This is a genomic window from Spirillospora sp. CA-294931 (assembly GCF_050946795.1).
In the GTDB taxonomy this organism is placed as follows: Bacteria; Actinomycetota; Actinomycetes; order Streptosporangiales; family Streptosporangiaceae; genus Spirillospora.
In genome coordinates, this window is record NZ_CP192006.1 from 7,703,442 (window position 1) to 7,717,486 (window position 14,045).

Genomic DNA, 14,045 nt, shown 5'->3' on the forward strand with positions numbered 1-14,045 from the left:
CGTCCTGACAGCGATGGCCGTCTCGACGGCGACCGTTCCCGCCGCGGCGGCGACGGCGCCGGGCGCCCCACCGGCCACCGCCGGTGCGGCGCCCCGTCCGGTGGGCACCGTCTCCTTGCTCACCGGTGACCGCGTCGGCGTCCACCGGATCGGGACCCGGATGCTGGCGCGGGTCACGCCGGGCGCCGGGCGCGGCGGCATCACCTTCCTCACCCGCCAGTACACCGACGAACGGGGTGTGCCCCACCTCGACGTGATCCCGTCCGACGCCGTCCCGCTGCTGCGGGACGACCGGGTGGACGGGCGGCTCTTCGACGTCGCCGGCCTGCTGCGGCAGGGGTACGGCGATGCCGACCGGCCCGACCTCCCCGTCATGGTGCAGGGAGCGGCGGCCGGGTCGGCGGTCCGGCGGGGCGGCGGTTCCGGTGGCGTCGCCCTGCCGGGCGCGGTCGCGACCCGCCAGCCGAAGGCGACCGCGGGCCGGATGTGGCGCGCGCTGACCGCCGCACCCGGCGACCGGTCCCTGGCTCCCGGGCTGCGCAAGATCTGGCTGGACGGCCGCCGCGGGCTGGCGCTCGACCGCAGCGTCCCGCAGATCGGCGCCCCGGACGCGTGGGCCGCGGGCTGGACGGGCAAGGGCGTGAAGGTGGCCGTGCTCGACTCCGGCATCGACGCCCGTCACGGGGACTTCGAGGGACGGCTGCTGGCGGTCAGGGACTTCACCGAGACCCGTCCCGACGACCTGGTCGGCCACGGCACGCACGTGGCGTCGACCATCGCGGGGACCGGGGCGCGGTCGGGCGCCCGGTACAAGGGCGCCGCCCCGGACGCGGACCTGATGATCGGCAAGGTCTGCCCCGACGACCACTGCTCGGAGTCGGCCGTGCTGGCCGGGATGAGCTGGGCCGCCACCAGCGGGGCCGACATCGTCAATCTCAGCCTCGGCGCCCCGGACACGCCCGGCGAGGACCTGCTGGAGCAGACCGTCGACAGCCTGTCTGACAAGTACGGCCTGCTGTTCGTGGTCGCGGCGGGCAACGACGGCTCCTACGGGGACGAGACGGTCTCCTCGCCCGCCAGTGCCGACGCCGCGCTGGCCGTCGGCGCGGTGGACAAGTCCGACGCCCTGGCCCCCTTCTCCGCGCGCGGCCCCCGGTTCGGCGACGCCGCGCTCAAGCCCGACCTTGTGGCGCCCGGCGTGTCGATCACGGCCGCGCGGGCCGGGGGCGTCCGCGGCGGCGCGGGCCCGTACACCGCGATGAGCGGCACCTCGATGGCGGCGGCGCACGTCTCGGGGGCGGCGGCGCTGCTGGCCCAGCGGCATCCGGACTGGCCGGGCGACCGGTTGAAGGCCGCGCTGATGTCGTCGGCACGGCCGCCGGCGGCGGACGGCGACGGGTACGCGCAGGGCGCCGGCCGCGTCGACGCCCTGCGCGCCGTGAGCCAGGACGTCCTCGCGGACCCCGGCGGCCTCTCGGCCGGAAGGTTCGCCTGGCCGCACGACGACGACAAGCCCGCCGACCGGACCCTCACCTATCGCAACGCGGCCGCCTCGGCGGTCACGCTCTCGCTCGCGCTGGACACCCTCGACCCGGCCGGACGTCCCGCGCCCGAGGGAATGTTCACGCTCTCGGCGACCTCGGTCACCGTCCCCGCCGGCGGCACCGCGACCGTGACCGTGCGGGTGGCGCCGTCGGCCGCCGGACCGGACGGGCACTACACCGGCCGGGTCACGGCCACGGCGGGCACGGCGCGGATCACCACGCCCGTGGTGGCCGACAAGGAGCCCGAGAGCTACGACCTCGCCGTCGTCCACACCGACCGGGCGGGACGGCCCGCGGCCGCCTACTCGTCCTTCCTGTACGGCATCGACCAGCGGCGGTACCGCGTCTTCCGGGGCGGCGACGGGATCGCCACGGTGCGCGTCCGGCCCGGCCGCTACCACCTGGACGGCACCGTCTACACCCCGCGCAACGGGGGTGCGGAGTCCGATGTCGCGCGCGTCGTCCAGCCGGTGGTGGACGTGCGCCGCGACACCGCCGTCGTGCTCGACGCCCGCGCGGCCAAGCCGGTCTCGGTCACCTTCGACCGGGCCGGGGTCGAGCCCTCGGTCGTCGGGCTCGGCTACCTGCGGCTCTCGGCGGGCGGCGCGCTGGTGACCGGGCTGATCGGCGGCGGGTTCGACGACGTGTTCACCGGGAGCCTCGGAGATCCCGCGCCCGATCGGGAGCTGATCGCCGACGTCGGCGGGATGTGGGTGGTGCCCGGCCGGGGCGGCGACCACACCCGGGCGGCGGTGACCTACAACCTCCAGTGGTTCGAGTACGGCTCCCTGCCGAGCGGCTTCGCCCGGCACGTCGCCGACGACCCGCTCGCCCAGGTCACCGTCCGGTACCGGACGCAGGGCCAGAACAAGTTCGGCCTGCGCCAGTGGATCGGCGCGGAGTCCACGGTCGGCTACGGCGCCGGGTACGGGACCGGCTTCCGGCTCCCGGTGACCCGGACCGAGTTCCACAACGTCGACGGGCTCGTCTGGAAGGGCCACTTCCGGCAGTACGGCGTCGTGGACGGCGCCGTCACCGACGAGACCGAACTGGCGGGCGGGCCGGTGGAGCACGCGCCCGGCGGACGCTACGAGGAGGAGTGGAACGGCCCGGTGTTCGGCCCCGGGCTCCCCGGCCCCGGAGGCTGGGTGGAACGCGGCGGCGACCAGATCACCGCGCGGATCCCGCTCTTCTCCGACGCGGGCACCGACCGCGCCGGGTTCTCCGAGGTCGCCTCCGGACGCACCGCGCTCTACCGCGACGGCACCCTTGTCGGGGAGCGGCCCGCCGCGGGCCCGGCCACGTTCGACGTCCCGGCGGCGGACGCCGCCTACCGGCTGGAGGCCGAGGCCACCCGCTCCGGGGTGTCCCGGTTCTCCACCCGGACCCGGACGGTGTGGACGTTCCGCTCCCAGCACACCGACGGCTGGCGGTCACTGCCGCTGAGCGCCGTCCGGTTCGCCCCGCCCGGGCTGGACGACCAGGGCGCCGCGCCCGGTGACGCGCCGGTCGAGATCCCGGTGACCGTCCAGCGCCAGCGCGGCGCCCCGCCCGGCGAGGCCGCCCGGCTCGGCGTCGAGGCGTCGTTCGACGACGGACGCACCTGGCAGCGGCTCACACCGTCCGGCTCGGGCGCGGCGTACAAGGTGACCGTGCCGCAGCCGCCCGGCGCGACGTTCGTGTCTCTGCGCGCCACGTCCGCCGACGGCGCCGGGAACACCGTCGAGCAGACGATCGTGCGCGCCTATGCGCTGTGAAAGCCAGGGGACTGTAGAGAGCGTCAGGTCGTCCGGGTCAGCTCGTTGCGCGACTTCACGCCGAGCTTGCGGAGCACGCTGGCGACATGCTGCTCCACGGTGCGCGGCGACAGGAACAGCACGTCGGCGATCTCCCGGTTGGTCAGCCCCTGGGACAGCAGCCGGGCGACCTCGCGTTCCCGGGGCGAGAGCTCGTCGCCGTATCCGCGGCGGCCGCGCCGCGACGGCGTGGTGCCGCCGTGACTGCGCAGCTCGTGCCGGCTGCGGGCGGCGTCGCGGGTCGCGCCGAGATGGTCGTAGTCGTCGGCCAGGGCCGCCAGTTCCTCGTTCGCGGCGGCGTCCCCGGCGGCGAGCCCCACATGCGCGGCGCGCTCGGCGGCCTGCGCGGCCAGGTAGGGCGCGGGGAGACCCCGATAGGTGGCCTGCGCGGCGCGATAGTGGCCGATCGCGGACTCGGCGCTTCCCGAGTGCTCGGCGAGGCGGCCGCGACCGGCGTCGAGCGCGGCGCGCACCAGCGGGGCGTCGCCGTCCGCGAGCCCGTCGGCCACCTCCGCCACCAGGGCGCGGGCGTCGGCCGCGCGTCCCACCGCGAGCAGGGAGCCCACCGCGACCGGCACCAGGTCGGCCGCCCAGGCCCACGCGCCCTTGCGCCGCAGCAGCGCCATCGACCGCTCGGCCTCCACGGCGGCGCGGCCCGGCTCGTCCTGCGAGAGCCACATCCAGGCCAGCCCGGCGTACCCGCTGATCGCTACGGGGGCGATGGTGTCGCCCGGCGCCGCGACGCCGGTGAGGTCGAAGTGCGCCCGCGCGGCGGCCCACTCGCCGCGCGAGATCGCCAGCAGGCCGAGCACCAGCGACAGCTCGCTGGCCACCGGGAGCAGGTCGCGGTAGTCGGCCAGCAGCCGGGCGGCCCGGTCGGCCAGCCCGTCCCACGCGCCGGTGTACCAGTCGAGCCTGACCTCGGTCGAGCGGGCCGTGCTCACCACGAACGGGCTGCCCGCCGAGGCGGCCAGGCGCAGCGAGGCGGCCAGCGACTCGCGGGCCTGGCCGAAATGGCCCACCGCCGTGCAGGCGTCCGCGAAATTGCAGCGGGCCCGCGCCAGCTGCCTGCGCTCCCCGACGCTCTGGGCGGACCACGGCAGGGCCTCCATCTCCGCCAGCGCTCCGGGGTCACCGGCGTGCAGCCGCGCGCTGAGCAGGTTCGTCAGCAGGGAGATGCGCAGCTCAGGGTCGTCGCAACGCTCCAGATGGCGCGCGGCCACGTCCATCCACTCCCGCTGCTCGGCCGCGGGCGCGCTCCCGAGGTAGGGCAGGCCGAGCAGCGCCGCGCCCTTGGCGGCCAGGTCGGGGCGCTCGTGCAGATCGTCCAGCGCCCGCCGGATCTCCTCGCGCCCGGACTCGACGCTGCCCTCCTGCCGCAGCAGCAGCCGCCCCAGGAGCAGCCGGACCTCGCCCCGGACGGCCGTGGACAGCCGCCGGTCCTGGAGCAGCCGGTCGAGCGTGGCGACCGGGTCGTGCTGGTCCAGGCCGGTGGACGCCACCGAGCCGAGCTTGATGGCCAGCCGGTCGACGTCCGGGCCGCGCAGGTCGGGCTCGGCGAGCAGCCGCTGGATCAACCCGGTCGCCACCCCCGGGTCGCCGATCTCGGTGGCCCGGTCGGCGGCCTGCTCGCCGTAGCGGAGCCAGTCCTCGGTGCGCCCGGCCAGCCGGCAGTGCTCGGCGAGCTGGACCAGCGGCGGCGGGACGAGCCGTCGCAGCGACTCGATCGCCGCCAGGTGGAACCGCTGGCGCTCGGGACCGCCCAGATCGTCGTTGACGGCCTGCTTGGCCAGGTCGTGGCGGAACCCGTACCGGGCGGGCTGGATCTCCAGCAGCACTCCCCCGGACACCGCCTGGCTGAGCGCGAGCCGTCCGTACTCGGCCTCGATGCCCGCCACCGCGACCAGTTCCTCGAGCCGGGCCGGGACGCCCAGCACCGCCGCCGCGTGCACCAGCCGCCGCGCCATTCCCGGCAGCGCCGCGAGCCGGTCGGCCATCGCGTCGCGCAGCAGGACCGGCACCGCGACGTCGTCCAGCAGGCGGCTCTCGGGCCCGCGCGGCCCCGCCCGCGCGCCCAGTGATCTGAGCAGCTCCTCGACCAGGAACGGGATGCCCGCCGTGCGCGCGTGCAGCCGGGCCGCGAACTCCGCGCCGACCGAGTCGTCGTCCAGGATCGCGGCGGCCAGCGCGCGGACCTCGCCGGCGTCCAGCGGGCCGAGCTGGAGCAGCACGGCGGCGACCTCGTCCGGCGGGCGGAACGCCGAGCCGAGCGGCAGCGCGCCGCCCAGGTCCTCGCGCCGGTAGGTGACCATCACCGACAGGTTCGGCGGGAGGTCGCTCATCAGGAACCGCAGCACCTGGCGGGTGCTCTCGTCGGCCCAGTGCAGGTCCTCCACCACCAGGACGGCCGGGCCGATCGCGGCGAGCACCTCGCGGACGGCGCGCAGCGTCCGGTGCCGCTCGGCCAGCGGGTCGCCGGTCGGCTCGGGCGGCGGGGGCAGCAGGTGTCCGAGTTCGGGGAGCAGCGGTCGCAGCGCCCCGGCCAGCGGGCTGACGGCGGGGGCGGGGAGATCGGCCAGCGTCCGCAGCGCCTCGATCACCGCGCCGAACGGGAACGGCTCGCGCAGCGGGCGGCAGTGGCCGACCATCCGGTGCAGCCGCGCCGCCTTCGGGTGGTCCAGCAGCTCGCGCACCAGCCGCGTCTTGCCGACGCCCGCCTCGCCCTCGATGATCACCACGGTGGGCCGGTGCCCGACGGTCGAGAGCAGCGCCCGCAGTTCCTCGCCGCGGCCGACGAGCACGGGGGAGCTTGCCCGCACCAGGCTCGTGTTGCTCGACACGCGGGTCATGGCACTCCCGGGGGTGCTGCCGCTGGGGTAACGCACCGCAACGTCACGGTAGCCGTACGGGCTTCAGGTGATCAATACCCAGCCACCGGGAGGAACACCCGCGAAACCGGCCGCCGCGCACGGGTCGCGGCGGCCGCTCGCGCTACTTGGACTCGCACAGGGCGGTGGTGACCGCCGCGTTCAGATCCGCCTTCTGTTCGGGGGTGTGCCCCGGGTGCAGGTTGGCCATGACCGTGACCTGCGCGCCCTCCTCCGTGGCGTAGCCGCGCGCGGTGAACCCGATCATGTCGCCGTCGTGGCCCCAGAAGTACCCGCCGCAGGGCAGGGACAGCCGTTGCAGGCCCAGCCCGTACTCGGCCCCGGACGGACGTCCGGTCGGTTTGACCGTCATCAGCGCGCGCTGCTGCTCGGGCCGCAGCAGCCGTCCCCCGACCAGCGCGCCCATGAACCGGTTGATGTCACGCCCGCTGGAGATCAGGTTGCCCCCGCCCCACGACACCGAGGGGTTGAGCGCGGTCAGGTCCAGCAGGTCGGCGCCGGGCGCGGGACGGACGTACCCCCGCGAGTGCCGCTTCGGGATCGTCGTCCGGTCGATCGGGAACGAGGTGTCGCTCAGCTTCAGCGGCTTGATGACGCGCCGCTTGAGCTCGGTTTCCAGCGTGTTCCCCGTGACCTTCTCGACGATCAGCGCGGCCACCAGGTAGTTGGTGTTGGAGTACCCCCACTTGTCCCCCGGGACGAACTCCCGCTGCTTCCCCAGCGCCAGGCGCAGCATCGCGTACCGGTCCCGGTGCGCGAGCGGGTCCTTGATGATGTTCGGGATGCCGACCAGGGCCAGGTAGTCCGGCAGGCCGGTGCGCTGTTCGAGGAGCTGCCGGACGCTGATCTCGCTCCCCTCGTTGCCGTTGCCGGTGATCAGGCCGGGCAGGTACCGCTCCACCGGGGCGTCGAGGTCGATGTCCCCCTCCCCGGCGAGCTGGAGCACCACCGTCGCCACGAACGGCTTGGTGAGGCTCCCCGCCCGGAACAGGCCTTCGCGCGGCATGGGAGCGCCCGTGCGCGCGTCCCCCACCCCGCTGGTGATCACCGTCCGCCCGAACCGGTCCCGGGTCTCGGCGAACGCGCCGGGCGTCCCGTCCTTCTCGGTGAGCCGCTCGACCACCTTCCGCAGCTCGGGATGGTGGTCGGTCTTGGCCCCCGCCGGCCCGGCGGCGAGCGCCGTCGCCCCCAGAGCCCCGCCGACACACACCGCGACGACTTTCCTGATCATGTGAGCCTTCCTCGTTTCCGTTGGGGAGGCCCTCACCCTAGGAAGATCACTTTCTCCCGCACGTCCCCCGGCCGACACCGATCCGCGCCTCCCTCCCCAGACCCACCCGCCCCCGCGCCTAGCTCCCCGGGCCTAGCCCTAAATGTCGGAACCCCCGGCTAACGTCCGCCGGGTCGCCACCCCCGACCGACACCGAGGAGCGCTGAGAATGACGAAGGTTTCCCTGGACGACCTCGCCTGGGCGTCCGCCGTCCCTGACGACGACCGGACGCTGGCCGAGGTCTTCTGCCTCACCTTCGTGAAGGGCGTCGGCGAGCGCGAGGCGCTGCTGCGCCTGGGCGCCCAGGAGGGCACCTTCGGGCGGCGCACCCTGAGCGAGGTCGTCGAGGAGATGGAGTCCTACGACGCCGGCTACCCGGACGTCGCCGCGAGCCTGAACCTGGGCGAGTGGACGGTCCTGATCGAGCCGGACGGCTTCAACGGGGCCCACCTGCCGTTGCTGGCCGCCCTCTCGCGCGGAACCGAGGCCGTGTCGGCGCTGCGCCACGACTACGCCTCCGACCACTTCGGATACGCCGTGGACGGCACTCTGGTGACCTCGTTCGACCCGATCGCGCCGCAGTACCGGCACGGTGCCGATCCCGACCGGCTGCTGGCCCTCATGCGCGACGCCGGGTTCCGTCCCGAGCCCGGCGAGAGCCACGAGGACGACGAGACCGAGATGGCCGACCGTGCCGCCACCCGGGCGCTGTACGTGGCGGGGCGGATCACCGGGGTCGTCCCCGCGCTCGACGCGCTGCGGGGGACCTTCCTGTCGGCGCACGTCGAGCCGTGGTTCAGCGAGGCCGCCGAGCCGCCCGACACCGGCGTCGACGACGGGCTGGCCGCCGCGTTCCTGGCCGCGTCGCCGCAGCGGCGGCGACGGGTGGCAGTTGCCGAGACCGAACGCCTGGCGGCGCTGCTCGGTCTCGCGCACGCCCCGGGTTTGACCGAGGCTCTGGCGGAGGTGCGGGAAGGGCGTCCGGTGCGGGTTCCCGGCGGCTCGCCGCTCGGGCGGACGGTCCGTTCCCTGCTCACCGAGTCGCGGCGGGCGGGCGTGTCGCTGAACGACCCCGGCACGCGCGACCGGATGACCGAGGAAGAGCGGACGCTCGCCTTCCAGGGCGGCTGGTTCGCGCAGGCGCTGCGGGCCGTCCTCGCCGGGGAACCGGGGCCGGGCGTGTTCCGGCCTCTGTGCCGGGGGCCTCGGCCGCTGAAGGCCCCGGAGCACCGCGAGGTCGTGCTCCAGGATCTTCGCGGGGCGTGAGTCAGCGCAGGAGGCGGGCGGCCAGGCCGGTGATGTGCAGCTCGTCGGGGCCGTCCAGCAGGCGCGCCGTCCGGGCCGTGCGGTAGAGGGCGGGCAGCGGGGTGTCGGGGCCCAGTCCGGCGGCGCCGTGCACCTGGATGGCGTTGTCGGTCACCTGCTGGAGCATGCGGGCGGCGGCGACCTTGGCCAGGCCGGTTTCGAGGCGGGCGTCCCGGCCCGCCTCCAGGCGGGCGACAGCCTCGTGGACCAGGGGCCGGGTCGTCCGGATGGACAGCAGGGCCTCGAAGACCAGTCGCTGGACGAGCTGGTGGTCGGCCAGCCGTCCGGTGGCGGTGGGGCGTGACCGGGCCCGGTCGCGCATCAGGGTGAAGGCGCGCTGGGCCTGGCCGATCCAGCGCAGGCAGCGCAGCAGGCGGCCGAGGCGGACGCGTTCGGCCAGCACCCGCAGCCCCTGGTCGGGCACGCCGACCAGATGGTCGGCGGGGACGGTGACGCCGTCCAGCGCGATCTCCCACTGGCCGCCCGCGCCGAGGACGGGAAGCTCCCGCACCAGCCGGAAGCCAGGCATGTCCGTGGGCACCAGCAGGGCGGTCAGCCCGGTCTTCGCGGGCGGGGCGCCCGAGGTGCGGGCGAGGACCAGGGCCAGGTCGGCGTGGCCCGCGCCGGTGACGAACCACTTGCGGCCGTCGACGGTCCAGGAGCCGTCGGGGCCCGGGGTCGCCGTGGTGGTGGTCAGGGTGGGGTCCGAGCCCGGGGAGTCCGGTTCGGTCATCGCGTTGCACATGCTGAGGTCGCCCGTGGCGATCCGGGGCAGGTAGCGGTCGCGGACGGCGGGCCGGGCCCGGCCCAGGGTCGTGGTGTCCAGCAGGACCGTGGACCCGAGGACGGCCGGGCCGTGGTCGCTTGCCCCCTCGGCCTCGGCGACATGGGCGTAGTCGGTCAGCGGCAGGCCCGCTCCGCCGAGTTCCGCCGGGAGCGCGAGCCCCCACAGGCCCGCGGCCCGGGCCTCGTGACGGAGGCGCTTCAGCAGGTCGCCGCTCGCGTCCAGGTCGGGTTCGTGGGGCATGACCCGTTCGCCGACGAAGGCCGCGACCGCGTCACGGATTTCGCGGACGCGGTCCGGGCAGTGCGGGGCGCCCCACAGGGGCGATTCGCCGCTTTCATCGTGGTTCATTCCAACTCCGGGCTTCCACGGGAACTGGCCGGACGATCTCTCCGACTCCTTGCTGTGAACAGGTCGCGCGAAGGCGCGGCACGGTTCCCGCTTGGGAAGGAGAGCCGAGAGTGCCATCCACGACAGCTCCCGCAGACCGCTCGCTGGAGCGGGCCGGGCTCCGCATCGCCGGGCCCCCTTCGGTGACCGCCGGTGTCGCCGCCCGGCTCGGGGAGTCGGGCCTGGCCCGGCTGGCGGGCGGGCCCCCGCTGGTGGCCGAGGTCTCCTGGGCCGAGGCCGTCCCCGGCGACGAGGTGACCGACGAGGCGACGGCCCAGGCCGCGACCGGGGTCATGCACGTGCACGGCCGCCGCGACGGCGCGCCGCGCGGGCTGGCCGCCGACTACCTCACGCTGGCGTGCACGTCGCTGACCGTCCAGGGGGTGCTCGCGGCGGCGCTGGGACGCCTGCGCGGTTCGGCCGTCGAGAGCGTGCGGACCGGCGTCGACCTGGCCGGGCTGCTGGCCGTGAGCCAGTACCTGGCCGCCTCCACCGCCGAGGAGGACGAGGCGGTGCCGCTGGCGCCGGGCGGCCCGCCCTTCACCTCGGCCGACGGCGTCCCGTTCGAGGTGGAGACGCTCGACCCGGTGGTGTGGGTCGGCTTCTGGCACCGCCTGGGGGTGCCGGAACGGCGGGCCGCGTCGGCGTGGAGGGCGTTCCAGTTCCGGTACGCGACGGCCTGCTCTCCCCTGCCGGACGATCTGCACGAGCGGGCGCGCGCCGCCGACTGGGCGTCGGTCCGGCGGGCGGCGGAGCGGACGGGCGCCTCGGTCTGCCCGCTGTGGCCGTTGGCCGACCGGCTCGCCGAGCCGCGTCCGGCGATGCCCTGGACGGTGGCGACGCGCGCGGCGGCGCGCCCGTTGCCCGGCTCTCCCGGGGGCCCGCTGGAGGGGCTGACCGTGGTCGAGGCCGGGCGCCGCATCCAGGCCCCTCTGACCGCGCACCTGCTCGGCCTGCTGGGCGCGGACGTCGTGCGGGTCGAGCCGCCCGGCGGCGACCCGCTGCGCGGGATGCCGCCCGCGTGCGGGGGTCTGTCGGCGCGATGGCTGGCGCTGAACCGGGGCAAGCGGGCCGTCGAGATCGACATCAAGTCGGCGTCCGGCCGCGACGAGCTGTGCGACCTGGTCGCGGACGCGGCCGTGTTCGTGCACAACTGGGCTCCCGGCGCCGCCCAGCGGCTCGGCCTGGACGACGCGGACCTGCGGCGCGCCAACCCCGGCCTGGTCTACGCCTACACCAGCGGATGGGCGGGACGGCTCCCCGGCGCCCCGCTCGGCACCGACTTCATGGTGCAGGCCCGCACCGGCGTGGGCGAGGCCGTCCGGCCGGACGGCGAGCCGCCCGCGCCGTCCCTGATGACGCTGCTCGACGTGCTCGGCGGGCTGCTGGGCGCCGAGGCCGTGCTGGCGGGGCTGCTGTGCCGGACCCGGGAGAACCGGGGCGTCCGCGCCGACTCCTCGCTGCTGGGCGCGGCCGAGGAGCTGACCCGCTCCGCGCTGCGCCGGTCGGGCGAGGGCCTGCCCGCGCGGCGTCCCGAGGGCTTCCGCCGCCCGTTGCGCACCCAGGACGGCTGGGTCGCGGTGTCCGACCGGGACGCGGGCGCCGTCGTCCCGGACGAGGTGCGCGACGTCCCCACCCGTCAGGCACTGGACGCGCTGCGTGCGCGCGGGGCACGCGTCACCGCCGTCACCGACGGGCTGGACGCGATGACGTCCGACCCGCGCTTCGCTCCGCTCCTCACCCGTGACGAGCACGGCGCCGTGGCCGTGCCCACCCCCTGGAGGTTCGCATGACCACGTCCGTGCACGACCTGGTCCCCGCCGAGCTGCGCCGGCGCTGGGCGGCCGACGGCGTCTATCCCGACCTCGATCTCTACGCCCTGTTCCGCGCCCACCGGTACGCCCGGCCCGACCGGGTGGGGGTGATCGACAGTGCGGGCGCGCTCACCTACGCCGATCTCGACCGGCTCGCCCGGTCCGCCGCCGCGGGCCTGCGGCGCCTGGGCGTCGGCGAGGGCGACGTCGTGGGGATCCAGCTGCCCAACGGCCGCGACGCGGTCGTGGCGGACCTGGCGGTGGCGGCGCTGGGCGCGGTGTCGCTGCCGTTCCCGGCGGGACGCGGCGCGTCCGAGGCCGCCTCGCTGCTGGGACGCTCCGGCGCCCGCGCGGTGATCGCGGCCGTGGGGCATCGCGGGCACGAGCACGCGGCCGAGCTGGTCGAGGCCGCCCGCGACCTGCCCGCCCTGCGGACCGTGGTGGCCGTGGGCGATCGAGAGGGCCCGCCGGGCAGCGTGGCGTGGTCCCGGGTGGCCGCCGCCGACGACGGCGGGTTCGTCCCGGCCAGGCCCGATCCGGACGGCGCGGCCCGCATCCTGGTGTCGTCGGGCTCGGAGGCCGAGCCGAAGATGATCGCCTACTCGCACAACGCGCTGGCGGGCGGGCGCGGCAACTTCCTGGGGTCGCTGCTGGGCGGGGTCGGGGCGCCGCGCTGCCTGTTCCTGGTGCCGCTGGCCTCGGCGTTCGGCAGCAACGGCACGGCCGTGACGCTGGCCCGTCACGGCGGCTGCCTGGTGCTGCTCGACCATTTCACCCCGCGCGACGCGCTCGCCGCGATCGAGGACCATCGGCCCACCCACGTGCTGGGCGTCCCCACGATGATCCGGATGATGCTGGACGTGCCGTGGAGCGGTGCGCGGCCCGCGATGACCGCGCTGCTGCTGGGCGGTTCGGAGCTCGACGCGCGGACGGTGGCCGAGGCGGGCGAGCGGTTCGGCTGCCCGGTCGTCAACGTGTACGGCTCCGCCGACGGCGTCAACTGCCACAGCGGCCTGCCCCCGATCCGGGTCGAGGGGGACACGCCCGGCGTGGTCGTGGGGCGTCCCGATCCCCTGGTCACCGACATCCGCATCACCCGGTCGCCGGACGAGGCCGGGGCGGACGCCGGGGAGATCCTCGCGCGGGGGCCGATGACCCCCATGTGCTACGTGGGCGCGCCCGAGCTCAACCGGCGGTACCGGACGGCGGACGGCTGGGTGCGCACCGGCGATCTCGGCCTGCTCGACGGCTCGGGGCTGCTGCGGCTGGTCGGGCGGCTCAAGCAGGTGGTCATCCGCGGCGGCGCCAACATCAGCCTCGCGGAGGTGGAGCACGCGCTGGCCGCGCATCCCGATGTGCGGGACGTCGTCTGCGTGGGGGTTCCCGACCCCGTCATGGGCGAGCGGCTGGCGGCCTGCGTGGTCTCCCGCGACGGGAGGCCGCTGGAACTGGCGGAGCTGTGCGCGCATCTGCTGGGCCGGGGCCTGGACAAGGTCAAGCATCCCGAGCGGCTGCTCCTGGTGCGGGAGATGCCGCTGACTCCGGCGGGCAAGCCCGATCGCGGGGCGCTGCGCGACCGGCTGGAGCGGTTGGAGCGGGCGGAATGAGCTCCCGGGCCGGGTCGGGCCCGGGACGTCACGTCAGGCGGCCCGCATCGAAGTGATCAGTTGCGCGCGGGCCCGCGCCACCCGGGAGCGGACCGTTCCGATGGGGCAGTCGAGCAGGTCGGCGGCCTCGGCGTAGGACAGGCCCATCAGCTGGGTGAGCACGAAGGGGGCGCGGCGGTCGAGGGGCAGCGCGGCCACCAGCGCGGCCAGGGCGACCTGCTCGTCCAGGCCGTGCCGTCCCCGCGCCTGGGAACGTTCCGCCGTCAACTGCCAGTCGGCCAGATCGGCGATCACCGGACGACATGACGCCGACCGGTAGCGGTCGATGACGACCCGGCGGGCGATCGACAGCAGCCAGGTGCGGGCCGAGGAGCGTCCGGCGAAGGCGGGCAGGCTGCGCAGCACGCGGACGAAGGTCTCCTGGGTGAGGTCGTCGGCCCCGTGCGCCCCGGCGAGATGGGCGACGAAGCGCCGCACGTCGGTGTAGGAGGCGCGGACGAACGCCTCGACGTCGGCGGGCGCGCCGCCGCGTGCGGACAGGGCGAGGCTGGTGAGGTGCTGGTCGTCGACGGCAGTGCTCATGGGTGATCCTTCTCTGGTCGCGGAGCAGGACGGCCGGGCGAGCGGTCGTCCGGAGGGCTCCGCG

At 75.7% G+C, this 14,045-nt stretch carries 8 protein-coding genes; 4 read left to right on the forward strand and 4 right to left on the reverse strand.

From position 1 onward, the window contains the following. Positions 1–13 precede the first annotated feature (13 nt). Positions 14–3,301, forward strand: a complete 3,288-nt coding sequence (locus tag ACQPY4_RS34840; RefSeq protein ID WP_433328363.1) for a S8 family serine peptidase — start codon at positions 14–16, stop codon at positions 3,299–3,301. 23 nt (positions 3,302–3,324) lie between these two features. Here the strand turns inward: ACQPY4_RS34840 and ACQPY4_RS34845 are convergent, their stop codons facing one another. Beyond that, the gene (locus ACQPY4_RS34845) at positions 3,325–6,180 is read right to left on the reverse strand and encodes an ATP-binding protein (RefSeq protein ID WP_433328365.1); all 2,856 of its coding nucleotides are present in this window, start codon (positions 6,178–6,180) and stop codon (positions 3,325–3,327) included. 151 nt (positions 6,181–6,331) lie between these two features. Next, a complete protein-coding gene (locus ACQPY4_RS34850; RefSeq protein ID WP_433328367.1) occupies positions 6,332–7,459 on the reverse strand; it encodes a serine hydrolase domain-containing protein in 1,128 nt (375 codons plus the stop codon). Between the two features lie 208 nt (positions 7,460–7,667). Here ACQPY4_RS34850 and ACQPY4_RS34855 point away from each other — a divergent pair, with 208 nt between their 5' ends. Further along, positions 7,668–8,765 (forward strand): DUF6461 domain-containing protein, encoded by a 1,098-nt coding sequence (locus tag ACQPY4_RS34855; protein ID WP_433328369.1) that lies wholly within the window; start codon positions 7,668–7,670, stop codon positions 8,763–8,765. A 1-nt stretch (position 8,766) separates the two neighbouring features. Here ACQPY4_RS34855 and ACQPY4_RS34860 read toward each other — a convergent pair whose 3' ends face one another. Next, positions 8,767–9,939, reverse strand: a complete 1,173-nt coding sequence (locus ACQPY4_RS34860; protein ID WP_433328371.1) for an acyl-CoA dehydrogenase family protein — start codon at positions 9,937–9,939, stop codon at positions 8,767–8,769. A gap of 110 nt (positions 9,940–10,049) precedes the next feature. Here ACQPY4_RS34860 and ACQPY4_RS34865 point away from each other — a divergent pair, with 110 nt between their 5' ends. Both ACQPY4_RS34865 and ACQPY4_RS34870 read left to right on the forward strand, forming a co-directional pair. After that, positions 10,050–11,771 (forward strand): CoA transferase, encoded by a 1,722-nt coding sequence (locus tag ACQPY4_RS34865; protein ID WP_433328373.1) that lies wholly within the window; start codon positions 10,050–10,052, stop codon positions 11,769–11,771. Continuing rightward, a complete protein-coding gene (locus ACQPY4_RS34870) occupies positions 11,768–13,399 on the forward strand; it encodes an AMP-binding protein (RefSeq protein WP_433328375.1) in 1,632 nt (543 codons plus the stop codon). Before ACQPY4_RS34865 ends, ACQPY4_RS34870 begins: the two co-directional genes overlap by 4 nt. A gap of 33 nt (positions 13,400–13,432) precedes the next feature. Here the strand turns inward: ACQPY4_RS34870 and ACQPY4_RS34875 are convergent, their stop codons facing one another. Then, positions 13,433–13,981: a sigma-70 family RNA polymerase sigma factor gene (locus ACQPY4_RS34875; protein ID WP_433328377.1), complete on the reverse strand. Its 549-nt coding sequence runs from the start codon at positions 13,979–13,981 to the stop codon at positions 13,433–13,435. Positions 13,982–14,045: the final 64 nt, after the last annotated feature.

Bases quoted from the DNA above. Each gene is read 5' to 3' on its own strand.
- ACQPY4_RS34840 (WP_433328363.1), top strand. From the start codon at position 14: ATGGCCGTCTCGACGGCGACCGTTCCCGCCGCGGCGGCGACGGCGCCG.
- ACQPY4_RS34850 (WP_433328367.1), bottom strand. From the start codon at position 7,459: ATGATCAGGAAAGTCGTCGCGGTGTGTGTCGGCGGGGCTCTGGGGGCG.
- ACQPY4_RS34855 (WP_433328369.1), top strand. From the start codon at position 7,668: ATGACGAAGGTTTCCCTGGACGACCTCGCCTGGGCGTCCGCCGTCCCT.
- ACQPY4_RS34860 (WP_433328371.1), bottom strand. From the start codon at position 9,939: ATGAACCACGATGAAAGCGGCGAATCGCCCCTGTGGGGCGCCCCGCAC.
- ACQPY4_RS34870 (WP_433328375.1), top strand. From the start codon at position 11,768: ATGACCACGTCCGTGCACGACCTGGTCCCCGCCGAGCTGCGCCGGCGC.
- ACQPY4_RS34875 (WP_433328377.1), bottom strand. From the start codon at position 13,981: ATGAGCACTGCCGTCGACGACCAGCACCTCACCAGCCTCGCCCTGTCC.